At 60.1% G+C, this 22,704-nt stretch carries 16 protein-coding genes and 1 tRNA gene; 11 read left to right on the top strand and 6 right to left on the bottom strand.

Annotation, left to right across the window (positions count from 1 at the left end; translation table 11 throughout):
* Positions 1 to 32 precede the first annotated feature (32 nt).
* The 8 genes from TERRO_RS18650 (at position 33) to TERRO_RS18615 (ending at position 12,287) form a co-directional block, all read left to right on the top strand.
* The gene (locus TERRO_RS18650) at positions 33 to 3,239 is read left to right on the top strand and encodes a TonB-dependent receptor (protein ID WP_014787265.1); all 3,207 of its coding nucleotides are present in this window, start codon (positions 33 to 35) and stop codon (positions 3,237 to 3,239) included.
* 293 nt (positions 3,240 to 3,532) lie between these two features.
* Positions 3,533 to 5,113, top strand: coding sequence for an alpha/beta hydrolase family protein (locus TERRO_RS18645; protein ID WP_217164400.1), 1,581 nt, complete (start codon positions 3,533 to 3,535; stop codon positions 5,111 to 5,113).
* Positions 5,114 to 5,271: 158 nt separating this feature from the next.
* Entirely contained in the window at positions 5,272 to 6,678 is a 1,407-nt protein-coding gene (locus TERRO_RS18640; protein WP_014787263.1) for an APC family permease, read from the top strand.
* A gap of 173 nt (positions 6,679 to 6,851) precedes the next feature.
* On the top strand, positions 6,852 to 7,379 hold the full coding sequence (coaD, locus tag TERRO_RS18635) for a pantetheine-phosphate adenylyltransferase (protein WP_014787262.1): 528 nt from the start codon (positions 6,852 to 6,854) through the stop codon (positions 7,377 to 7,379).
* Positions 7,380 to 7,428: 49 nt separating this feature from the next.
* Entirely contained in the window at positions 7,429 to 8,646 is a 1,218-nt protein-coding gene (locus TERRO_RS18630; protein WP_014787261.1) for a pyridoxal phosphate-dependent aminotransferase, read from the top strand.
* A 3-nt stretch (positions 8,647 to 8,649) separates the two neighbouring features.
* Entirely contained in the window at positions 8,650 to 9,792 is a 1,143-nt protein-coding gene (locus tag TERRO_RS18625) for a mannose-1-phosphate guanylyltransferase (protein WP_014787260.1), read from the top strand.
* A 350-nt stretch (positions 9,793 to 10,142) separates the two neighbouring features.
* On the top strand, positions 10,143 to 11,600 hold the full coding sequence (locus TERRO_RS18620) for a phosphoglucomutase/phosphomannomutase family protein (RefSeq protein WP_014787259.1): 1,458 nt from the start codon (positions 10,143 to 10,145) through the stop codon (positions 11,598 to 11,600).
* Positions 11,601 to 12,287, top strand: a complete 687-nt coding sequence (locus tag TERRO_RS18615; RefSeq protein WP_014787258.1) for an HAD-IA family hydrolase — start codon at positions 11,601 to 11,603, stop codon at positions 12,285 to 12,287. It begins immediately after the preceding gene.
* 275 nt (positions 12,288 to 12,562) lie between these two features.
* Here TERRO_RS18615 and kdsB read toward each other — a convergent pair whose 3' ends face one another.
* A complete protein-coding gene (gene kdsB, locus TERRO_RS18610; protein ID WP_014787257.1) occupies positions 12,563 to 13,321 on the bottom strand; it encodes a 3-deoxy-manno-octulosonate cytidylyltransferase in 759 nt (252 codons plus the stop codon).
* A 104-nt stretch (positions 13,322 to 13,425) separates the two neighbouring features.
* On the opposite strand from kdsB, the gene TERRO_RS18605 reads away from it, so the two are divergent.
* A tRNA-Met gene (locus tag TERRO_RS18605) sits at positions 13,426 to 13,502 on the top strand.
* 11 nt (positions 13,503 to 13,513) lie between these two features.
* Here TERRO_RS18605 and TERRO_RS18600 read toward each other — a convergent pair.
* On the bottom strand, positions 13,514 to 14,749 hold the full coding sequence (locus tag TERRO_RS18600) for a hypothetical protein (RefSeq protein ID WP_014787256.1): 1,236 nt from the start codon (positions 14,747 to 14,749) through the stop codon (positions 13,514 to 13,516).
* A 171-nt stretch (positions 14,750 to 14,920) separates the two neighbouring features.
* Here TERRO_RS18600 and TERRO_RS18595 point away from each other — a divergent pair, with 171 nt between their 5' ends.
* Positions 14,921 to 16,189: a S41 family peptidase gene (locus TERRO_RS18595; protein WP_014787255.1), complete on the top strand. Its 1,269-nt coding sequence runs from the start codon at positions 14,921 to 14,923 to the stop codon at positions 16,187 to 16,189.
* 197 nt (positions 16,190 to 16,386) lie between these two features.
* Positions 16,387 to 18,945, top strand: a complete 2,559-nt coding sequence (locus TERRO_RS18590; RefSeq protein ID WP_014787253.1) for a penicillin-binding protein 1A — start codon at positions 16,387 to 16,389, stop codon at positions 18,943 to 18,945.
* A 116-nt stretch (positions 18,946 to 19,061) separates the two neighbouring features.
* Here the strand turns inward: TERRO_RS18590 and ribF are convergent, their stop codons facing one another.
* From ribF to ygfZ, 4 genes are read right to left on the bottom strand one after another with little or no spacing between them, the layout of a single operon-like run.
* Entirely contained in the window at positions 19,062 to 20,045 is a 984-nt protein-coding gene (ribF, locus tag TERRO_RS18585; RefSeq protein ID WP_014787252.1) for a riboflavin biosynthesis protein RibF, read from the bottom strand.
* Positions 20,042 to 20,893, bottom strand: a complete 852-nt coding sequence (locus tag TERRO_RS18580; RefSeq protein WP_014787251.1) for an MBL fold metallo-hydrolase — start codon at positions 20,891 to 20,893, stop codon at positions 20,042 to 20,044. The genes ribF and TERRO_RS18580 overlap by 4 nt, the downstream gene beginning before the upstream one ends.
* Entirely contained in the window at positions 20,883 to 21,665 is a 783-nt protein-coding gene (locus tag TERRO_RS18575) for a DUF1844 domain-containing protein (protein ID WP_014787250.1), read from the bottom strand. The genes TERRO_RS18580 and TERRO_RS18575 overlap by 11 nt, the downstream gene beginning before the upstream one ends.
* A gap of 29 nt (positions 21,666 to 21,694) precedes the next feature.
* Positions 21,695 to 22,681, bottom strand: a complete 987-nt coding sequence (gene ygfZ / locus TERRO_RS18570) for a CAF17-like 4Fe-4S cluster assembly/insertion protein YgfZ (RefSeq protein WP_014787249.1) — start codon at positions 22,679 to 22,681, stop codon at positions 21,695 to 21,697.
* Positions 22,682 to 22,704: the final 23 nt, after the last annotated feature.

Here is a 22,704-nt window from a genome sequence, read left to right as displayed (position 1 = left end):
AATTCATAACCAACTTCACCAAGAGGGAAGCCATGTACTTCCGAAGGTTCGACGTGCGTCAAAAAGGGGTTCTCTCCGGCCTCGTTCTACTCGTCAGCTCTGCCTCAGCGATGGGACAAGCCAGCAGTGCAACCGTGAGCGGCGTTGTCCACGATGCCCAGGATGCTCTCATCGCGAGAGTCAATCTGAAGCTTGTCAATACGATGACCGGGACTGAGAGCGTCTCTGAAACGAACGGTGATGGTGTTTTCACCATCCCGGGAGTTATGCCCGGAACTTACTCGCTGCAGGTAGATAGTCCAGGTTTCGCGACTACGAAGGTAGAAAACATTGTTCTGCACGTTGGCGATAACAAGAGCCTCGTGGTTCGAATGAGCGTTGGGCCGACGGATCAGAGCATCACGGTGGAAGGTGGATCTGTCACCGTCAACACCACGGATGCGGTCATCAATACCGTTATCCAGGAGAAGTTTCTTGAGAACCTACCGCTGAATGGTCGGAACGCAGCAGCTCTGTTACAGCTTGCTCCTGGCGCGGTCGATCTTGCACGGAATGTGAACCCCATTGCGACCCAGGGTGCCGTTTATCCGGGCGAGGCAACGGCCAGCGTCAATGGCAGCACGCGCACCCAGATCAACTATCAACTGGACGGTGTCAGCCACAACGATACCTATCTGAATGCCAGCCTGCCGTTTCCGAATCCCGATGCAATTCAGGAGTTCGCGTTGCAGGCCGCTAACTTCAGTGCAGAGTATGGCAATGCTGGCGGCGGTGTTGTGAACATTGTCTCGAAGTCTGGTACCAACCAGATCCATGGCAGCGCCTTTGAATATCTTCGCAACGGTTCGCTCAACGCAAAGAATTACTTTGGAACGACACACGATTCGCTCCATCGGAACCAGTTCGGCGTGACGTTGGGTGGGCCGGTCCTACACGATAAGCTTTTCTTCTTTGGAACGTACCAGGGAACGCGCGTCAGCTCAACCACTGCTTCTGGAGTTACATTTGTTCCAACTGCAGCGCAGCGTACGGGAGATTTCAGCGCTCTTGGGACGCAGTTGAAAAATCCGGTTACTGGCGCGAACTATGTGCGCAATCAGATTCCGGTTAGTCCGGTATCTGCGTACATCCTCAAGTTCATTCCGCTTCCAAATGGTGCGGCAGGTCGCTTGACCTACAGCGGCACTCCACAGCGGACGACCGACGATCAGGCCCTGGCGAAGCTGGACTACTCCGTTGGTAAGCACCGCATCAGTGGCCATTACTTTTTCACGGTCTATGATTCCCCCGCGTCGGTTGCAACGGACAATCTGATTGCCGCCACGAACCTTGCGAACCATGTGAAGGTTCAGACGATCTCGGCGATTGATACTTATAGCCCGAGCGGCACGCTGCAATTTACGACATCGTTCGGATTGAATCTGCAGCGAGGCGGTTCTGGATCCAGCGCTCCCTTCGGAATGGCGGAAGCCGGGGCAAAGATTTCAGAGGCCGCACCGCCGGAGCTGGACGTACGAATCACCAGCGGCTTTACGCTTTCCACGAATCATCGCGGTACGTTCAACCGCGGCGACCTCTCGGTTCGTGAATCGGTGACGAAGGTCATGGGCGCCCACGAACTACACTTCGGCGGTCAGGCTCTGCGTGTCTCGAACACGATTGACAATACCTTTCTGCAATCAGGTCGTTACACCTACAACGGTCAGTTGACTGGAAACGGTCTTGCTGATTTCGTTACCGGAAGAGTGCAGACGATGCTGCAGGGCGGAGGCGAGTTCAAGGACTTCTCCGGCGTGCAATGGAGCCTCTTCGCGCAGGATAACTGGCGCGCGACCTCACGGCTTACCCTGAATGCAGGTCTCCGTTGGGATCCGTGGTTGCCTTACTATGACCGCCAGGGCCGCGTTGTCTGCTATACCCCTTCGGCTAAGTCTGTGCGTTATCCAAATGCGCCCGTGGGGGTAACGTTTGGTGGCGACGACCATGATGCGTCCTGTCCCAAGGCTGGCTCCGACGCCTTCTGGGCGCAACTGGGACCTCGCCTTGGTCTGGCTTATCGTCTGACGAATGATGGTAAGACGTCGTTGCGCGCCGGCTTCGGCATGTATTACACGCCAATTCAATCGGGAGACTACAACGGCATGGCCGATACTGCTCCCTTCTCGCCGCAGTACACGTTGAACAATGTGGATGTTGCGGATCCGTACGCGGGCTTTGCAGGCGGGAATCCATTTCCTGCGCAGTACGGTCCCACCACACCCACGACCTCTGCTGCCTTTACTCTGCCGGTACAGATCAAGGGCAGCTTCGCGAAGAAGTTTCGCCCTCCCGTCACCGAAAGCTGGAACCTGGCTGTCGAGCGCCAGCTTGATTCTTCTTCGTTCGCCCGCATCAGCTACGTTGGCAACCGGGGCTATCATCTGTCGGAGTCGCAGACCCGCGAGTTGAACCCGGCTATTTACAACGGGGCTGCGTCGACCACGGGCAATACCAATGCACGGCGCGCCAATACGCTCTTCGGCAGCATCGCGCAGTTGGAGTCTTCAAGCAATTCGAACTACAACGCTTTGCAGGTGGCCTACGAGAAGCGCATGCATAAGGGACTGCTGCTGCTCGTGAACTATAGCTGGGCTAAGTCATTGGACGATCTTGGTTGGAGCAGCCCTTACTCACGCACGCTCGACTATGGTCCGTCGGCAGGCGACGTGACGAATAACCTGAAGTTCTCCGCCGTCTGGGAGATTCCGGGGTACAGGGGCGGTGGCGGGCTTGTGCAGCGACTTACTACCGGTTGGAAGACGAACGGGATTGTCGTGTGGCAGAGCGGGTTTCCGTTGACCGTGCTGAGTGGTGCCGACCGCAGCTTCTCGGGTGTTGGCAGGGATCATGCGCAGTACAACAACACTGCTGTCACGCTGGATCAGGGGCGCGGACACGCAGCGAAGGCAGCGGGCTGGTTCAACACTGCGGCCTTTGCGCCGAATACCGTAGGGACTTTCGGTAACTCGCCGAAGGGGCAGTTTCGAAGCCCACGCTACTTCAACTCGGATTTCTCGATTGTGAAGGACACACACATCGCGGAAAGAATGAACTTCCAGCTCCGCGGTGAGGTCTTTAACCTGTTGAACAACGTGAACTTTGCGGCGCCCAACGTGACTCAGAACTCCGCACAGTTTGGAACCATCACAAGCGCACTTGATCCGCGTATTCTGCAACTCAGTGCGAAGATAACGTTTTAGAACGGAAGGGAAGGCCAGCACTTGCTGGCCTTCCTTTGTACTTCTCCGCCGGGGTTGATTCGATGCAATTGAAGCGTACTTGTAGGAATGTCTCCGTTTCGATCCTTGCGCTTTTTCTGGGATCACTGGCTCTGCCGTCCGCAGCTCAGATCCCCTCGGTGGATCTGCGGAACACCCATACGCCCGATGTCAAAACACATGTCGCGGTGCCTCACTTCGAGAATCTTTCCTCCTGGGAGGCGAGAAAGAAACACCTGCGGGATCAGGTGCTGAGCGCGGGTGGTCTTTATTCCATGCCGCAAAAGACACCACTGCATCCGCAGATCTTCGACCGCATAGAGGGCGATGGATACACCATTGAAAAGGTTCTGATTGAGACGATGCCCGGCTACTATCTTGGTGGCAATCTCTATCGGCCGAAGGACGGCAAACAGAAGCATCCTGCAGTCCTGAATCCCCATGGGCACTGGCAGTATGGCCGCCTGGAGAATCAGCCTCTGTACTCTGGCGAATCGTTCGGAGTCACACTGGCGCAACTTGGATTCGTTGTCTTTGCTTATGACATGGTCGGATACACGGACACGATCCAGACGCCGCACGACTTTGCGAATCCGGCGCGGCAGTTATGGTCGTTTACGCCGCTTGGTCTGCAACTATGGAACTCGACACGCGGCTTGGATTTCCTCTCCGCTTTGAGCGATGTCGATGCACAACAGATTGGAATGGCAGGCGCGTCCGGTGGTGGGACGCAGACGTTTTTGCTCACGGCGATTGACGATCGTATCCAGTTTGCTGCGCCAGTGAACATGGTCTCAGCCATGATGCAGGGAGGCGATGTCTGTGAGAATGCGCCGGGTCTTCGCGTGGGGACAAACAACGTAGAGATTGCAGCGATGTTTGCACCGAAGCCGATGCTGCTTGTCTCAGCGACCGGTGACTGGACGCAGAACGTACCCAGGGAAGAGTTCCCCGCGATCCAGGCGATCTACGACCTTTACGGCAAGCGCGACGACGTGGAGGTGGTGCAGATCCACGAGAATCACAACTTCAACCAGGCCAGCCGTGAGGCCGTGTATCGCTTCTTTGCAAAGCGGGTTCTGAAGCGCTCCGACGCGGCTTCGATCGTGGAAAAGCCGATGAAGGCCCACAAGCTTCAGGAGATGATGGCTACGTCGGCTCGTCCCTTACCTGCGAATGCTTTGAGCTTCGAAGGTGTCTTCGACCAATGGCGTCTGATGGGCCAGGATGCCCTGAAGAGCGCGAGTCCTGGGGTAAAACGCACTGCGCTGACGCTTGCCCTGGGAGTTCAGTGGCCGGATCGGGTGCTAAGTGAACAGAAGGGGAGAGAGCTCACACTGGGTCGCCCTGGAGCAGGTGACCGAGTGAGTGCTACCTACATTCCCGGTCGCGGCACACCTGCGATCGTCGTCGATCCCGCCGGTGCACATGCAGCCTTGAGCAGCGAGACTGCCCGCACGTTGCTGGCTGCACATCGGCCCATTCTCTTACTGAACGTCTTTCAGACATCCACCGCGGTTGCGAATCGGGACCGGAGCGGCGCTTATTTTGTCACCTACAACGTCAGCGACGATCAGGCTCGGATTCAAGACATTGCGACGGCGATAAGCTTCCTTGAGAAGAGCGGAGCGGGCGTTCGCTTGCTGGATGTCTATGGAACAGATCGCGCTGCGTTGTGGTCTCTGTTGGCTGTCGCGGCTTCGCCTTACCAGATCAACCTTCATGTGCAGGATCGTGATCTAAACGTCTCAGACGCAGAACTGTCCACGGCATTCAGCCTTCCTGGGCTGAATCGCGCCGGCGGGATCGCAGGTGCTCGTCAGTTGCTCCCGGGTGCCATGCGGCCTCGTGATTGAACGAATTTCCGTTGGGAAAGTTGCCCTTACGAACGTCCCAATCGGGAGATCGCATCGTGGGACTTAGCTTCAGCGCGAATTGCTGACGTCAGGACACGGCTCAGGTCTGATGAGCTCGTTGATTGACATAAACCAGTATCCCGCCTGTAATTCGTCACATGCCTACCCCTAATGTGGTCCGCGGGTCATCCTCCGCGGCGATTGCGGAAGAGCCAGCGCCGGCGCAGCCCGCAGCGGGGTACGGTCTGCGTCAGAATGCACTTTCGCCGGTCGAAGTCTTTGCCCAGTCTGTCGCCGCGATAGCACCCAGCACCATTCCAGTCTTTGCGGTGCCGATGGTCGCCGGGCTTGCCGGCAACGGGGCATGGCTTGTCTACATTGTGGCGATGGCCGCGATGATGCTGGTAGGTCTCTGTATTTCGGTATTTGCGCGTGATTCGTCATCGCCTGGTTCTTTGTATGTGTACGTCCGCGGCAACCTGCCGCCCGCCTTTGCCGCTGTCGTCGCCTGGGGACTCTTGTTCGCATACATCTCGACGGCGTCTTCGATCATGGGAGCCATTATCAGTTCCTTAGTTGGCTGGCACGTCCAAGTGATCCCCTTGCTGCTGCCTTCTCTGATCGTGGTTATCGCATTCGCTATTGCCTACCGCGAAGTGAAAGTCTCAGCCCAGATCATGCTCTGGGTGGAGGCTGCCTCGTTGAGCCTTATTCTCATCGTGATCATGATTACGCTCTGGAAGAGGGGCTTCGCGATCGACCCGGCCCAACTGCACCTTAGGGGCGTTACATTTTCCAGCGCTCGTCTTGGCGTCATGCTTGCGATCTTCGGCTTTGTGGGCTTTGAAAGCGCGGCAGCGCTTGGCTCAAAGGCGAAAGACCCACTGCGCACGATCCCGCAGGCGATCCTCGGCAGCGCGCTTGTCGCAGGGGTTTTCTTTATCCTCTGCTGCTACGCGGAGACCGCGGGGTTCCACTCTGCTGGCAGAAGTCTTGGCGAGGCTAGCGCCCCACTACGGTTCCTCGCATCCGAGGGCGGCGTTCCGCTTTTTGGCGTCTTTATTGACGTTGGAGTCCTGGTAGCCCTGTTCTCCGGAGTCATCGCTTGCATCATTGCTTCGGCCCGGGTTCTTCTGGTCATGGCGCATGATGGTCTCTTGCCTGTCTGGCTGACGAAGACGCATGCCCGGAATGAAACGCCGGTTGCGGCGGCAATGATCGCCGTTCTCGCCATGGACGCTCCCGTTACCGCCCTTACCTTGCGAGGTGTCACCGGCGCGGAGGTCTACGGTTTGCTGGGCACCGTTGCAGTCTTCGGCTTTCTCACTGCCTATGGCGTTGTTGCAGCTGCGATGCCCTTTCATCTCTACCAGCGCGGTCGTCTCGGCGCTGGCAGGATCGCGCTCTCGCTGGGCGCAACATTGATCATTTTCCTGGCCGTCCTTCTCTCTATCTATCCCATTCCGCCAGCGCCTTATCGCTATCTCCCCTTGATCTATGTCTCCTATCTGATCGTGGGGATGAGTTGGTATGTCGTCATTCGCCGCAAGAAGGCCAAATCTTAACTGACGGTCAAATGTCTGACGAGTTCGAGTCGTGGGCTTCCTAGTGACGGATCACGTCCATCTGCCGATTCGGTCTGAGTGCGTGTTCGCAGGATCATCAATGGCTGCGTGTTGCGGTTTCAGGGCCTTTGGCTTACCCCTGGTTTGCGCTGTCGCGGTATGCTCACAGGTGCATGCAGACCGTCCGCGCGATTTATCCCGGAACTTTCGATCCGCCCACGAATGGGCACCTTGACCTGGTGAGCCGCGGGTCTACGATCTTCGATCACCTGGTGGTTGCCGTGCTGCGGAACTCCAGCAAGGGCGCACCGCTGTTCACGACGTCTGAGCGTGTGGACATGTTGCGGGAGGCGACGCATTCCTTTGGAAATGTGTCGGTGGAGACCTTTGACGGTCTGCTGGTGGATTTTGCCCGTAAGCAGGGGGCGAAGGCGGTTTTGAGAGGTATTCGCGCGATTTCGGACTATGAGTACGAGTTCCAGATGGCAATGATGAACCGCAAGCTGGACAAGACGCTGGAGACCGTCTTCATGATGCCTGCGGAAAAGTACACGTATGTCTCCTCGCGACTGATCAAGGGCGTCTACCAGTTGAATGGCGATATCAGCGAGCTGGTGCCCCCGCTGGTGCTGGAGCGGCTGCAGCAAAAGCGCGCGGCGCATGTCGCTCCGCTGGGCGGAGAGGTTCCGGGCGAAGTTTAGGCCAACTCTACATATTCGAGAGAGCGCCTCGATTGCTAGAATCGTCCGTATGAGCGCAGCTGCTGCAGAAGTCCTTTCCGGGACCAAAATCTTCTCCGACCGCATCAACCGCATTGAAGTGTCGGCCACCATGGCGATTACCGCCGAGGCCCTGCGCCTGAAGAGCACGGGCATCGACCTGGCTGACTTCGGTGCGGGCGAGCCGCACTTCGCAACGCCGCAGCACATCAAGCAGGCTGCGATCGATGCGATCGAAAAGAACCTGACGAAGTACACCGCGGTTGCGGGCATTCCGGAGGTTCGCAAGGCCATCTGCGCCCGCCATGCCGCGGACTTCGGCACGGATTACAAGATTGACGAGTGCTGCTTTGCCACGGGTGGCAAGCAGGCGCTGTTCAATGCGATTGAGGTGCTGGTCGACCACGGTGACGAAGTCATTGTGCCGGTGCCTTACTGGGTTTCGTACAAGGACATCATCCAGTTCGCGGGCGGCACGCCGGTGTTTGTGAAGACGGATGAGGCGCAGGATTTTCGCCTGACCGCTGCGGCGGTAGAGGCGGCGATTACCGAGCGGACGCGCTGCATCATCCTGAACTCGCCGACGAATCCTGCGGGGTCGATCATTCCGGCGGCGGATATGGAGAGCATCATCCGCCTGGCGCACCGTCGTGGCATCGTGGTGCTGCTGGATGAGTGCTACAACTACCTGAACTTTGAGGGCGAGGGGAAGCCCACGTCCGGTGGATCGGTGACGGATTGCCGCGATTCGATTGTGATCTGCGGCACGCTGTCAAAGACGTATGCGATGACGGGCTGGCGTGCGGGTTTTGCGCTGGGACCGAAGCCGATCATTGCCGCCATCAGCAAGCTGCAGTCGCAGAGTACCAGCAACGCTTCGACGCCGGTGCAGTACGCGGCCATTGCTGCGCTGAACGGATCGCAGGATTGCGTGGAGGAGATGCGCAAGGGGTATGTCGAGCTGCGCGACCGCATCCTGGCTGGGTTCAAGACGATTCCTGGCATCACGTGCACGGTGCCGCAGGGCGCTTTCTACGTGTACCCGAATGTCAGCGCGTACTTTGACAAGAAGGACGCTTCTACCGCTTCACAGATTGCTTCGCGGTTGCTGTCGGAGGCGCATGTAGTGTGCGTGCCGGGTGAGGCGTTCGGTACGGAGGAGCATCTGCGTTTCTCGTATGCGACGTCAGCGGATGTGATCGACAAGGGTCTTGAGCGGATGCGTACGTTCTTCGGAGGGCTCGTTTAGATCATGGCAAACACAATTGATAACAAGGTGGTAGCGCTGGTTCCTGTTGTGCTTGCAGGCGGTAGCGGCACACGTTTCTGGCCGCGGTCTCGCAAGTCTCGCGCGAAGCAGGTGCTGCCGCTCTCGGGAAGCGGCAAGACCATGATCCAGGAGACGGTGGCGCGTTTGCGTCCGCTGGCGCAGATTGAAGATTTTCTGGTGATCACCAATGATCTGCTGTCTGCGACGATCAAAGGGCAGTTGCCGGAGGTGCCCGAGGATCGGATTCTGTGTGAGCCGTTTGCGCGGAACACGGCGCCTGCATGCGCGCTGGCAGCAATGATTGTGGAACGCACAGCGCCGAATACGATCCTGGGTATATTTCCGTCGGACCATGTGGTGGCGAACGACGCACGCTTTGCCGAGGTGATTCGCTCGGGGATGCAGATCGCAGCGGCAGGCGAGAACATTGTGGTTTTGGGCGCGCCGCCGACTCGGCCAGAGACTGGCTACGGTTACATCCAAGAGGGTGCTCCGGCAGATTTTGCTGATGCGTCAATCGCGGCGCGTTCGGTGCAGCGGTTCACGGAGAAACCACAGATCGACCGAGCGATTGAGTTTGTGGCGGACGGTAACTACTCGTGGAATGCGGGTATCTTCCTTTGGTCGGCACGGACGCTCGCGAATGCGATCCGCGAGCACCGCCCTGCGATGGCCGCTCCTCTGGAGCGCATTGCTGCAGCCTTTGGCACGCCGGAGTTTGAGGCTGTGTTTGCTGCAGAGTTCGAGGCGATCGAGAACATCAGCATTGACTATGCGGTGCTGGAGCCGCGATCGGCGAAGGGGGCCGCGGGGCATATCTATTGCCTACCGGCCGACTTTGGCTGGAACGATCTGGGATCGTGGAATGCCTTGCACGAACATGCCATGCAGAAGGGCGGCAGCAAGGGCCATGCGAACGTGGTGGAGAGCAAAAGCATGCTGCACATGGATGCTTTTGGCAATTATGTCTTTGCGCCGGGATTGACGGTGGCCTTGCTGGGCGTGAGCGACCTGGTCGTTGTGCAGACAGACGATGCCCTTCTGATCACGACGAGGGCGCACTCGCAGGAGGTTGGGCGTGTAGTTAGTGAATTGAGCCACTCGGGCCGCAAGGACCTTGTTTAAGCCCTTGAAGACACGCAATGGCCCCGGCTTGCCGGGGCATTGCTTTTGTCCTCCGAGCCAGGAACTGGATAGCACGCGCGGCGACTTGTGGAAGATCGTCTTGCTGTGGACGCTGTGAGCCATGCACGACGCAGGAGGATCCGCTCAGTTAAGGCCGGAGTGCTGTACAGCTGACCTTTGCACCAGATTTGGTGCAAAGGCGATTCTTGTTCTCAAAGCGATGTCCGCCGCTGATTGACGGGGCGAAGGATCTGGATGCCGCGGTAAAAGGCGCTTTTGTTCCTCGGAGCGGATGGGGGGGCAGTTTTGTGGCTCCCGGCCCCCCCGGATGGGATAATCGAAGCATTCCGATGAGTGAAACGACGAAGATCCCTACAACCCCTAGCGCCGTCAAGTTTGGCACCGACGGCTGGCGCGGCATCATTGCCGATGACTTTACGTATGCCAACGTGCGCATCGCTGTAACTGCGATTGCGAACTATGTTGTTGCGCATGAGGATGCCTCAAAGGGCGTCTGTATCGGGTATGACACCCGTTTCGGGTCGCCTCAGTTTGCGCGCCTGGCGGCGGAGGTCATCAGCCAGGCCGGCATTCCCGTGCTGCTGGCGAAGGACATTACGGCGACACCGGCGTTGAGCTATGGCGTGCGGAAGCTGGGCGCGGCGGGCGGAATCATGATCACTTCGTCGCATAATCCCGCGCAGTGGAATGGCGTGAAGTACAAGGCCAGCTATGGCGGGTCGGGTTCGCCGGGAATCATCAAGCAGATTGAGGGCTACCTGGGCGTGCCGCTGCCTGAGGCAAAGACGCCTGGCGCAATTACCGAAGTGGATTTTATGCCGGACTATGTTGCGGCCGTCGAGGCGTTTGCGGACCTACCGCTGATTGCCAAGGGCGGCCAGCGCTTCCTGATTGACAGCATGTTTGGTGCGGGCGCGGGCGTGTTGAAGGGCATCTTTGAGCGCGCGGGCGTGCCGTGTGTCGAGATTCGTGCGGAGCATAACCCGCTGTTTCCGGGTATCAATCCGGAGCCGATTCTGCCGCATATTGCGCTGACGCAGAAGAAGGTTGTGGAAGAGAAGTGCGCGGCAGGCCTGGTGACGGATGGCGACGCGGACCGCATCGGCTCAGTCGATGAGCATGGCAATGTGGTGGATGCGCACAAGATCTACTCGATCCTGCTTTGGTGGCTGCTGGAAAAGAAGAAGTGGCCCGGCGACGTGACGCGTGCATTCAACACGACGAAGATGCTGGACCGCATCGCGGCGAAGTATGGCCGCAAGCTGTACGAGCATGGGATTGGCTTCAAGTATGTCTGTGACCTGATGCTGGATGAGAGCAAGAACATCCTGATCGGCGGCGAGGAGTCGGGCGGGGTCGGGATCAAGCGGCACCTGCCGGAGCGTGACGGCATCCTGAATGCGTTGCTGATTGCGAACGTGATGGCGGAAGAGAAGAAGACGCTGGGCGAGCTGGTTGCGATGCTGCAGGCGGAGTTTGGCGAGCACCAGTATGGCCGCATCGACATGCATATCAATGAGCAATTGAAGCATTCGGCGATCAAGCGGGCGAGCAGCGGATTGACGGATATCGCCGGGTACAAGGTGCTGAAGTCCGAGGACATGGACGGCATCAAGTTCTACCTGGAGAATCCTGCGTCGTTTGGTTTAAAGAACGCGGCGGAGACGTGGCTGCTGTTGCGTGCGAGTGGCACGGAACCGCTGCTGCGCGTGTACTGCGAATCGAATTCGCAGGATGCTGTGACGAAAATTTTGAAGGCTGCTGAGCAGTTTGTGTTGGAGGGTTAGTTGGCTGCTGTAACGACCGAGGCGAAGGCCTTCCTGTTTGACCTGGATGGTGTGCTGATCAGTTCCATTGCAAGTGCGACGCGCTGCTGGCGGCGCTGGGCCATGATGCATGACGTGCCCAATGCGAAGAATTTTGTGCTGCCGCATGGTGTTCCCGCTCGCGACATCGTTCAGATGCTGCGGCCCGATCTGGATCCGGATGCGGGCCTGCGGATCATTGAGGACATGGAGATCGAGGATGTAGGCGATATCCAGGTGCTGCCGGGAGTGATGGAGCTGCTGACGAAGCTGCCGCAGGAGCGCTGGGCGATTGTGACCAGTTGCACGGAGCGCCTGCTGAAGGGGCGGCTGTCTGCTGCAGGTCTGCCGTGGCCGAAGAACCTGGTTACAGCTGACATGGTGACCAAGGGTAAGCCCGATCCAGAGCCGTATCGCCGCGGAGCCGAGATGCTGGGGTTCGCCCCGGAGGAGTGCATCGTCGCGGAAGATGCGGTGGTGGGGGTTAATTCCGGGCTGGGCGCTGGTTGCCGGGTGCTGGCGGTGCTCAGCTCCACGCCTCGCGCGGAGTTGAAGGCGGCGACGTGGATTGCGCGGTCGCTGGCGGTGGTGAAGGTTGAGGTTGAGGCCGAAGGGTTACAGGTTACGATTCCGTTGGCACGGAAGATCAAGGGCGTTGTGGCGGAGTAGGATTGGCGTCTCGTTCTATGAAAGCAGCACCAACGGCGCGGCCCTATAGGGCGCGCCGTTGGCGCTTGTGCATCAAGAAACGGCACCAACCTAGCGCGTTGCTCAAGGCTAAGATTCGGTCCGGCCCTCGGCCCTCATAGCGTCGGCTACCCCGGTCAGGCCTTTGGCGCTGTTCGCGTTCGTGATCCTTAACACTTGCGGCATTGGCTGCGGATTGTGTCTGCCGTACATGCGGCTCCGGCAAAGACTGCCGACTTTAGCGCATGCAGCTCAATCTACAGCGCGAATCGTTTGCGCAGGAGGGCCTCTACTCGAGGAATGTCGGCCTCGGTGTCGACGCCTACGGTGTCGAAATCAACGGCTTCGACGTACAGGGCGAGGCCGTTTTCGAGCAGGCGCAGCTGCTCGAGGCGTTCGGTCTGTTCCAGCGGACTGGCTTCGAGGGTTCCGAAGCGCAGGAGGGCAGGGCGGCGGTAGGCGTAGAGGCCCAGGTGCTTCCAGTAGGTGGCTTTACCGTTGGCGAGGTCGCCGGCGAGATTGGCGTCCCGATCGTAGGGGATGGTGGCCCTGCTGAAGTAGAGCGCGCGGCCGTCGGTGGCGTTGACGACCTTTACGGCGTTGGGGTTGGTGATGTTTTCGGGTGCGCAGACGGTTTTGACGGTGGTGCATTCGACCTGGGGACCGCGGGCGAAGGGGCGGAGGAGCGCGTCAATGTGCTCGGGCTTCAGGAGCGGTTCGTCTCCCTGGATGTTGACGTAGATGTCTGCCTCGCGCTGGAGGGCGACGGCGCGCATGCGGTCGGTGCCGCTGGGCAGATCGGCGTCGGTCATCTGACAGAGCCAGCCGTTGATTTTGCAGAGGTCGGCGACCTGCTCGCTGTCGGTGGCGACGACGACAGCGTCGAGTTGCGGGCAGCGGAGGGCAGCCTCAACGACCCACTGCAGCATGGGGCGACCGAGGAGTGGGCGCAGCACTTTACCGGGCAGGCGGGTGGAGGCGAGGCGGGCGGGAATGACTCCGAGGGTGATTGGCATGCTTTTTCCGGGCCAGCGGTTTGGTCTGCGGGCCGACTTCCAGTAAACTACATGGAGTGCCTCGCGGCTCCCGCCGCAGACAGACGGTACTCCCCAACACCCATGGCGGTGTAGCTCAGCTGGTTAGAGCGGCGGACTCATAACCCGCAGGTCACTGGTTCGAGCCCAGTCACCGCCACCAAGATCCCCGTCTTAGCCTCCCCATTTGAAGTAGCCCCGCCACGGATCGGGAACGCGGAGCGGCGTTTCTTTCTGGATGCCTTGCCGGAGTTGTGCGCGCACGCCGGGAAGGTCAGGAATGGTCAGACAGCGTCCGCTCTCGACTGTGTCTGGCGCCTCCATTGGATACTTTGTCTGTAGCAGATAGAAGGTAGAACCCGCTGTGAGCGGCACCTCGATTTTTCTTGGTTGATAAGCCAAGGATGGGTGGGTGTATACGAGCAACTCTGTTCCTATTTGCCAGCCTTCCCCGCCCTTTAGTTTTTCTATAATCCGCACGTGGGCTTGCTCCATGGTCGTTGGTGGACGCAAAGGATCTGGATCTGATGCTTCCTTTCGAGCAAGCGACATAACGCGTAAAACCGCATCCGCTTCCCGAGCCCGGGCGAAAAGAGGAACGCGGCAATCGACGGGTAGTTCCGCTTTGTTCTCGGGATCTGGCTTATCGCTCCGTTGACGATCGTAAAGATTCCACTCGGCCGACGCAGGGAAGATTTCCTCCATGTATTTGCAGGGACGTATACGGCCGATGCATTCAAAGTTGAAGCGTGTGAGGCTTCGCGCCTGCTCCGTTGGTGTCTGCAGACTAAAGACGACCTGCACCATGGAGCAGGTCGAACAGCCGCCCGGGCGGCTGACCGAATAGTAAGGATGCGTCGCCAGTTGCTCTGTTCCGGAGATGAGCCAGCCTGGATCGCCCCCGTTCACACGGTCCGCTGAGTGGCTGGTTGCAACAAGCGTGGACTCTCCGCTTCCTCCAACAGTGAAACTATCGCCTTTACGCAACACAACATTTCCCTGAACAACAAATGAAACCATGAAGCTGGCGGGGCGATTTCCAAAGATGATCGCTGGATGGAAGTACAGAGCCAACGGTATCAGGAGGGACCGACTAGAGGCCGCAAATGAGGTCGAGGTCTTAAACGCTTGTTCGATGGGACTTCCCAAACGGATGGTGTAGCGGCAGAAGTTCGCGTCGCAGGTGCCCTCATACCGGCCGTGACGTCCCCACCTGGTCATCATCCGCTGGGTTTCCGACCATGATGTTTTGTGCAACTCCAACGATTGGAAGTCCGCCATCAGGCGCGCGCAGCGATGGCGGTAGGCGACAGTGGCGAACCGCATGCCGCCCACAAACAGAACGAGGGAAGACAGATAGGCGATCGCCAGCAACAGGAGTAGCCGGCCGGTTCGTTTGGCGAAACGCATGCGGACACCCTCAAAACAGAATCTCCGAAGTTTACGGCCATTTCGCGCATGGGGGCTGGAAATGTGGCTCCTGTGCACCAACTCTAACGCCAAATCGGGCGTATGCTATCTCGACCGGGGTGCGTCTAACCTGGTGAAGCATAAGTCCGTCTCCCGGGGTACGCTCTGCCGATGCCGAAGTCGCTTAAGATCTCTACGCTCGCTGTCTCTGCTGTTCTGTTGTTGACGATGTTCCTGGGTGCCAACGCCCGCCGTGTACGGGCGGCGGGGCAGCCACAGGAGGGTGCGTACCGGCAGATGCAGGTGTATAGCGAGGTCTTGCGGCATATCCAGGGTGACTATGTAGTCGACCCAAATATGGGCAAGGTGACAGATGCTGCCCTGCGCGGTCTGTTGGAGTCGCTCGATGCGAATTCGAGCTATCTGACACCGGAAGAGTACAAGGCGTATAAGGCGCGTGGCGAGAAGCCGAAGGCGCAGATTGGCCTGAACGTGGCCAAGCGGTTTGGGTATGCGACCGTTGTTTCCGTTGTGCCGGGTGGCCCTGCAGATAAGGCCAACCTGAATGATGGCGACATGATCGAGTCGATCGGCGACAAGAGTACGCGCGACCTGTCGCTGGCCACGGTGCAGATGATGCTGGAGGGCGAAAAGGGAACGAACGTCAACCTTTCGGTCATTCGTCCTCGCAGGTCTGTGCCGGAGAAGCTGACGATTACTCGTGCGGAAGTGGCGCATGCGCCGACTGGTGAGGTCTTCTACGAGAGCGGCAGCATCCTGTACATCAAGCCGGTGACGCTGGATAAGGAGCATGTGCAGCAGGTTGAGTCGAAGCTGAAGAACATGGGCAAGACGAATACCAAGAAGATTCTGCTGGACTTACGTGATGTTTCGACCGGCGACAACGTCGAGGCGTTGCGCATGGCGAATCTGTTCATCAAGACCGGCACGCTTGCCATGCTGGAGGGTCAGAAGGTCTCGAAGCAGACGTTTACGGCGGAGCCAGGTAAGAGCGTGAATGCAACTGCGCCGATGGTGACGCTCGTGAACCACGGCACGGCTGGACCGGCGGAGCTTGTCGCCGGCGCCCTGCTTGATTCCAAGCGAAGCGAGCTGGTGGGCGAGAAGACGTTTGGCGACGGATCGCAGCAGCGTACGTTTGAACTGCCGGACGGTGCAGCGCTGATTCTCTCCGTTGCGAAGTACGAGACGCCGAGCGGTAAGAAGTTCCAGGACGAGGGTTTGACGCCGCCGGTCGCTGTGGCTTCGGCGATTGAAGTCGTAACTGCAGACGAGGACGACGAGGACACTCCGGATGGTGCTTCGAGCACGCAGACGGTGAACTCTTCAAAGCCTGCGGTGCCGGTGGCGAAGCCGAATGCCCAGATCGATGAGCAATTGAATAAGGCGTTGGATCTGTTGAAGGCCAAGGCGGCGTAAGAGGGTTTCTGGTTTTTAGTTTCTTGTTTCTGAAAGGGTGCCGCTCTTAGCGGCACCCTTTCCTTTCCAGCCCAAAGCTGATGGGGTTAAAGGGAGGTGCGATGAAGATTGTTGGCGTCCGTGACAACTTCCCCGGTCGGTCCTCACTCCTATCGGTTATCCACCCCCTGGGCGCCTCCGTGCTACCGTAAAAAACTGTGCCATCCCTGTTCACTCGCGACGAAGAAACGGCGCAGCAGCGCAAGACGCAGCGTGCCGGATCGCCCCGTGTGCCGTACGCGCGTACAAGGTGGGCGAAGTACTTTCCAACGCGGGCGAAGGCCCGGCGCGGCATCTTCTACGGTCTGCTGGGCTGTTCGGCGATCTTTGGCAGCCTGGTCGGGCTGACGCTGGTCAACACGACCGATCTGCCGCAGATGGAAGATCTGGAGCATTACCATCCGGCGACCACGACAGAGCTGCTGGATGTGCATGGCCGCAGCATCGGATCGTTTGCGCTGGAGCGGCGCGTTGTGGTTCCGTACAGCGAGTTTCCGAAGGTGCTGCACGACGCCATTTTGTCCATCGAAGACAAGAGCTTTGAGAAGAATGCGGGTATCAACCCGTTCCGCGTGGCAGGTGCGGCGTACGTCGATCTGCGGTCAAAGGGGCGGCGGCAGGGCGCTTCGACGCTGACGATGCAGCTTGCGCGAAACCTGTTCCTGTCGATGGATCAGACGTACTCGCGCAAGATCCAGGAGATTCTGCTCTCGATTCAGATTGAGCGGCACTTCACCAAGCCGCAGATCTTTGCCCTGTATGCGAACCAGATCTACCTGGGCAGCGGCGTCTATGGGTTTGAGGCGGGCAGCGAGTACTACTTTTCGAAGAAGGTGCACGACCTGACGCTGCCGGAGGCTGCTTTGCTGGCAGCGCTGCCGAAGGGGCCGACTTCGTATTCGCCGTTGCGTCATCCGGAGCGTGCGCTGAAGCGACGCAACCTGGTGCTGAGCGAGATGCTGAGCGACGGGGACATTACGCGGTCGCAATATGAAGAAGCGAAGGCCGCTCCGATGGGCCTGCACATCGAACCTCAGACGAACACGGTTGCGCCGTATTTTGTGGAAGAGGTGCGCCGGCAGCTGGAGCAGGAGTACGGGTCAGATGCTGTGCATGGCTCGGGTCTGAAGATTTTCACGACCATGGATCTCGACCTGCAGCTTACGGCGAACAAGGCCGTGATGGATGGTGCTGCGGCGTACGAACGCCGGCACGGATGGAAGGCGAAGCTGGTCAACATTGCGGCGACCGGCGCGGACCTGGAGACGTACGTCCATCCGGACTGGACGCAGTCGGTGGAGAATGGCGCTTACTTCCACGCGTTGGTCACAGAGGCGACGGCGCGGCGCGTGATTGTGCGCATCGGCAAGCGGTATGCGGAGATGACTCCAGCCGACTGGGCGTGGACGACGATGGGCAATGGCGACAAGCTGTTGCAGCGCGGCGACATTGCTTATGTGCGGATCGAGGATGCGACGTCCGGCGATAAGACGATGCATGCGACGCTGCAACAGGATACCGGCGCGCAGGCCGCGATGATGGCGGTGGATAACAACAACGGCGAGGTGCTTGCGATGGTGGGCGGCCGCGACTTCTCGCTGTCGCAGTTTAACCGCGCAACGCAGGCCGAGCGGCAGACGGGTTCCAGTTTCAAGCCGTATGTATACACGGCGGCGATCGAAAATCTGCACACGAAGCCGACGGACATCATTGTCGACGGACCGACAAGTTTCTATACGCCGAACGGCCCCTACACTCCGCATAACTACGAGGCGGATTACAAGGGCGCGATGACGATCCTGAATGCCTTCGCGGAGTCGCGGAATATCCCGGCGCTGAAGCTGGCGAACCAGGTGGGCATCAAGAAGGTGATCGAGGTTGCGCACCGGTTTGGTGTGACTTCGAATCTACCGTCGTTTCTGCCGGTGGCGATCGGCTCGGCGGGCATCAGTCTGCAGGAGCAGGTGGGCGCTTACTCGGTATTTCCGAACGACGGCATCCTGATCAAGCCGCATGTCATTCGTCGCATTGTGCAGGCGGACGGCCTGCCACTGAAGCAGTCGGCGCCTCAGGTGAAGGAAGTGGTCTCGGTCGATACGGCGCGAACGATGATGAAGCTGCTGGAGGCGGTGCCGCAGTACGGTACGGCTGCGGTGGCAGGCGCAACGCTGAAGCATCCGCTGGGTGGCAAGACGGGTACGACGAACAGCTACACCGATGCGTGGTTTATCGGCTTTTCGCCCAGTGTCACGGCGGGCTCGTGGATCGGCTTCGACGATCGCAAGTCGCTTGGCGAGAAGGAGACCGGCGCCAAGGCCGCGCTACCGATGTGGATCGACTTCATGAAGGCGGCTATTGCGCGGACGCCGGTGGAGAGCTTCCCGACGGCGGCGAAGAAGACGTTGGAAGTGAACGCAGGTGCGGATAGTGTGGCGCCCGTAGTGAAGAAGCAGCCAGTGGTGCCGAATGATGATTCGGATGACGATGACGATTCGGCGGAGAAGCCCGCTGTGAAGGCTCCCGCGCCGGTCGTGCGGGAGACACCGGAGGCTGCGCCGGATGCAATGCCGGATGATTCTGCCGGTAGTGTGAAGGTTGCGCCGTCGCCGAAGGGTTACGTGGCATCGCCTTTAGGGCCTTATCGGCCGTATACGGGGGCAAAGCCTGCCGCGCCGCGCACGACGACCGAGCCACCTCGGGTGCCTGCTCCCCGGTAGGGTGCAGAATCTTTCTGGAGCGATGTTGGCGAGTCCAGATCGTAAAGCTAAACCTCGGCGGCTAAAGCCGGGCTCCAGAGTTGATTCTTGGCACAGCTGAAGCTGTGCCCTTCCGATCAACGGGATCTCGTTGCGCCTGGCGCCCTAGCGAGTGCCTTGCGCAGGTGAAACCAGCGCTCGGCTCGGGCCACGTCTTGGCCGATCTGGGCTTTCAGGGCCTCAGGGGACGGCCATTTTTTCTCTTCGCGTAGACGCTTGTGGAAGGTCATGCGGAGTGGCGTCTGTTCGTCGAGCGGGATTGGGTGGAAGCGGAGCAGGTAGGTTTCGACTGCGAAGGAGTCTTCGCCGAAGGTGGGGCGGTTTCCGATGTTGGTGGCGCCTTCGAAGGTGATAGCAGAGGCGCCGGTGCCGACGCGCAGGTCCGTGACGTAGACGCCGTTCGCCGGCAATAGATCGGCATAGGGAGCGAGATTGATGGTGGGTACGGCGTACTGGGTGCCGTAGCCGCGACCTCGTGCGGGTGTGCTGTCGACGGCGAAGGGGCGGCCGAGCATGTGTCGGGCGGCGCTCATGTTGCCTTCGCCTATGACGGTGCGGATGCGGCTGGACGAGACCGTCTGCCGGCCCATGGTGAGCGGCGCGAAGATGTGCGCGGTAAAGCCGCAGCCGTTGCCGAGGGATTCCAACGAGTGCATGTCGGCTTCGGCACCGTACCCGAAGCGAAAGTTTTCGCCCTCGTGGACCTCGGCGGCGTGGAGCGTGTCGCGCAGGACAGTTTCGCAGAAGGTGCGGGCGGTGGTCCGCGAGAACTCCTGCGTGAAGGGCAGCAGGAGGACGGCATCGAGGCCGGTGTCAGCGAGCAGTTCCAGCTTCACGTCGAGCGGGGTGATCAGGCGCAGCGGGAACTCGGGGCGCAGGACGCGCGCGGGATGCGGATCGAGTGTAACGAGGATTGCCTTAGCGTTTTTTTTACGGGCGCGGGCGACGACCTCGGTGATGACGGTGCGGTGGCCGCAGTGCAAACCGTCGAAGTTGCCGATGGTGACGATGCTGGGGCCGAAGTCGGCGGGCACTTCAGCGAGCGAGCGGAAGACGATCATGCTGCGTCTCCCTCGGTTGGAAAGGCTGCGATGTCGAAGTTCAGTTGCAGGCCGTCGTAGGCCATGTGGATGCCTTCGGGCAGTTCGGCTTCGGTGGCAGAGTGTTCGAGGTCGTGTGAGATGTGGGTGAAGTAGGTCTGCTTCGCCCCGATGCGCTGGGCGATGGCGATGCTCTTGTCCAGATGCGAGTGGCTGGGGTGCGGTTCGCGGCGGAGGGCATCGAGCACGACGATATCGAGGCCGCGCAGGCGATCGTAGCTGGCCTCGGGCAGGTCGCTCATATCGGTGAGGTACGCCGCGTCGCCGAAGCGATAGCCGGCGATGATGTGATGGCCGTGCCGGACGGGAATGCGTTCGATCATTGCGCCAAAGAGCTCGACGGTGGTGCCGGGTTCGGAGCTGAGGCGGTGCAGATCGACGCGGGCGCTGGTTGGGTATCGATCAACCTTGCGGAACGTGTAGTCGAAGATCCGCTCGAGCAGGTCTGCTGTGGGATCGTCTGCGTAGATGGGCAGATGCGCGGCGTGGCCAAAGGTAAGGGGCCGCAGGTCGTCGAAGCCCAGCACGTGGTCAGCGTGGCCGTGGGTGTAGAGGACGGCGTCCAGATGGTCGATGCCGAAACGGATGGCCTGCATGCGGAACTCCTGACCGGTGTCGATCAGGACGGTGCGCCGGACGTCGTGTGCGGCGTCGTGGTAGCGCAGGGCGATGGAGGAACGCATGCGGTTGTTGTGTGGATCGGTCGAGTGACAGACAGCGCATTTGCAACCCAGGGTGGGCACGCCCATGGACGTGCCCGTTCCCAGGAAGAGGAGTTCTGCGCCGCTGTTTGTGTTGCTAGCGGACAATCCGGGGACCGCCACCGGTGAACCCGCCGCCGCCGAAGCCGCTGCCGCCAGTACCGGGACCTGCGGGTGGCGGTCCCTGCTTGGCCTGCGCCTGACGGGCGAGCAGCTGCGTGATTTCGAGGAAGCCCATGCGCAGCTCAAAGAGGGCAGCGTCGATCAGGCGGCGTTCCACGTCCGTGAGATTGCTGGAGGTCTTCTCACCGATGATGCCGAGCATGTCGATGCTCTGCTTTGCGCCGAGGATGTCGACGCGCGCCTGCTGGCCCTGTTGCGTGCCTGCGCCGAGCTGCATCATGGCCGACATGTAAATGGACTGCACGAGCTGTGTGAAGTCCATGGCGGGCGGGTGCTCTGCGCCCAGGTTCTGCGAGCGAACCATGGTGTCGAGGCGCTCCGAGGTCGTCTCGTAGGCGAGGCGTACCTGCTGCATCTCCTCTTCGGTGGGCGGCGGCGGCAGATCGGGTTCGCCTTCGGTTGATTCGGCTGCTGCGGTCTCCTCTTCCGCGGGCTCGGGCACGGGTGTGATGGAGTGCGCGCTGTTGAAGGGGATGGGCTCGTTGTGGTGCTTGTGCGCGGGAGCTTCCGCAGGCTCGGTCACCGCGGGCGCCGGCATCTCCGTCACGTTTGCGGCGACTGGTTCGGTCGCGGCTGCCGGTGTCTCTGCAACCGTGGCTGCGGGGCTCTCCGCGGGTGTCTCGCGCGGTTCACCGTCCATGCGGAACTTGCGGCGGTCGTTGATGACGAAGGGTTTGTTTTGCTCCTGCTCTGACATTGCTCTCTCTCAAACTCTCTTAATTGGCCTTAGGATGCGGCTGCGGCGGTACGGGGTTCTGCGGTGCCGCCTTCGAAGGTCAGCGGGAGGCCGCGGTCGATGGCTTCGCGGCGGACGAAGCCGAGCGCGAGGCGCTGGCCGTCGATGGGTTCTGCGGCGATGCTGGTCAGCTCGCCGACGGCCTTGCCGTCTGCGGTGAGCGCGGTGCCGGGCGCCGGGATCTCCCCGGACAGCGCGAAGGTGGTGAAGGTGCGGTGGACGTTACCGCGCGAGCGGATGCGCTCCACGATCTCCTGACCGAGGTAGCAGCCCTTGTTGAAGTGCAGGGCACGGGTCTGTTCCGTCTCCTGGGGCAGGTCGCGGTCGCGTATGTCGGTGCCGAAGCGCGGCGTGCCCTCAGCAATGCGCAGCAGATCCAGGCCGGCCTCGTCGCAAATTGTCGCGCCGGCGTTTTGCAGGGCTGCGGTGAGATCGGAGATATCCGTGGCGGAATCTGCCCAAAGCTCAAAGCGTGGCACAAGCGGGCTGTGTGCGGTGATGAGCACGAGCGGCTTGCCCTGCCAGTCGATGTTCTGTCGTTTCAGCAGGCGCGAGGCCCGCGCGGCAACGCCGATGGCGGCGAGCTTTTCGACTGCGGCAGGGCCGGCGACCAGCAGGCCGTGCTTCTCCGCGGAGAGGTCGGCGAGTTCCACGTCATCCATGATGATGAAGCGGTCGAGCAGCGCAATCATGGGCTCGATCTGTGCGGGCGCGGTCTGCAGCAGAAGGCGGTCGGCTTCGGCCCAGACGGTGGCATCGCCCTGGATACGGCCTTGAACGCTGAGCAGGAAGGCGTAGGCGCCTTCGCCGGGCGTAAGTGCCTGGACGGAGTTGGTGACCATGCCATTGAGCCAGCGGACGCGGTCGCCTCCGGTGACGGCGATCCAGCCTGCGGAGAGCGCAGCGAGGCCCGCACCGGTGCGCAGGGCGGCGAGCTGGTCGGTAGGACGGACGGTGGTGAGTGAGGAGTCTGTCATGGTGCGTTCTGTGGGCGTTGCAT

The organism is Terriglobus roseus DSM 18391 (genome assembly GCF_000265425.1).
GTDB lineage: Bacteria > Acidobacteriota > Terriglobia > Terriglobales > Acidobacteriaceae > Terriglobus > Terriglobus roseus.
Note: the sequence above shows the minus strand (reverse complement) of the source record. Positions and strands in the feature narration are given on the sequence as shown.

Bases quoted from the DNA above. Each gene is read 5' to 3' on its own strand.
- TERRO_RS18650 (WP_014787265.1), top strand. From the start codon at position 33: ATGTACTTCCGAAGGTTCGACGTGCGTCAAAAAGGGGTTCTCTCCGGC.
- TERRO_RS18645 (WP_217164400.1), top strand. From the start codon at position 3,533: ATGCCGCAAAAGACACCACTGCATCCGCAGATCTTCGACCGCATAGAG.
- TERRO_RS18640 (WP_014787263.1), top strand. From the start codon at position 5,272: ATGCCTACCCCTAATGTGGTCCGCGGGTCATCCTCCGCGGCGATTGCG.
- coaD (WP_014787262.1), top strand. From the start codon at position 6,852: ATGCAGACCGTCCGCGCGATTTATCCCGGAACTTTCGATCCGCCCACG.
- TERRO_RS18630 (WP_014787261.1), top strand. From the start codon at position 7,429: ATGAGCGCAGCTGCTGCAGAAGTCCTTTCCGGGACCAAAATCTTCTCC.
- TERRO_RS18625 (WP_014787260.1), top strand. From the start codon at position 8,650: ATGGCAAACACAATTGATAACAAGGTGGTAGCGCTGGTTCCTGTTGTG.
- TERRO_RS18620 (WP_014787259.1), top strand. From the start codon at position 10,143: ATGAGTGAAACGACGAAGATCCCTACAACCCCTAGCGCCGTCAAGTTT.
- kdsB (WP_014787257.1), bottom strand. From the start codon at position 13,321: ATGCCAATCACCCTCGGAGTCATTCCCGCCCGCCTCGCCTCCACCCGC.
- TERRO_RS18600 (WP_014787256.1), bottom strand. From the start codon at position 14,749: ATGCGTTTCGCCAAACGAACCGGCCGGCTACTCCTGTTGCTGGCGATC.
- TERRO_RS18595 (WP_014787255.1), top strand. From the start codon at position 14,921: ATGCCGAAGTCGCTTAAGATCTCTACGCTCGCTGTCTCTGCTGTTCTG.
- ribF (WP_014787252.1), bottom strand. From the start codon at position 20,045: ATGATCGTCTTCCGCTCGCTCGCTGAAGTGCCCGCCGACTTCGGCCCC.
- TERRO_RS18575 (WP_014787250.1), bottom strand. From the start codon at position 21,665: ATGTCAGAGCAGGAGCAAAACAAACCCTTCGTCATCAACGACCGCCGC.
- ygfZ (WP_014787249.1), bottom strand. From the start codon at position 22,681: ATGACAGACTCCTCACTCACCACCGTCCGTCCTACCGACCAGCTCGCC.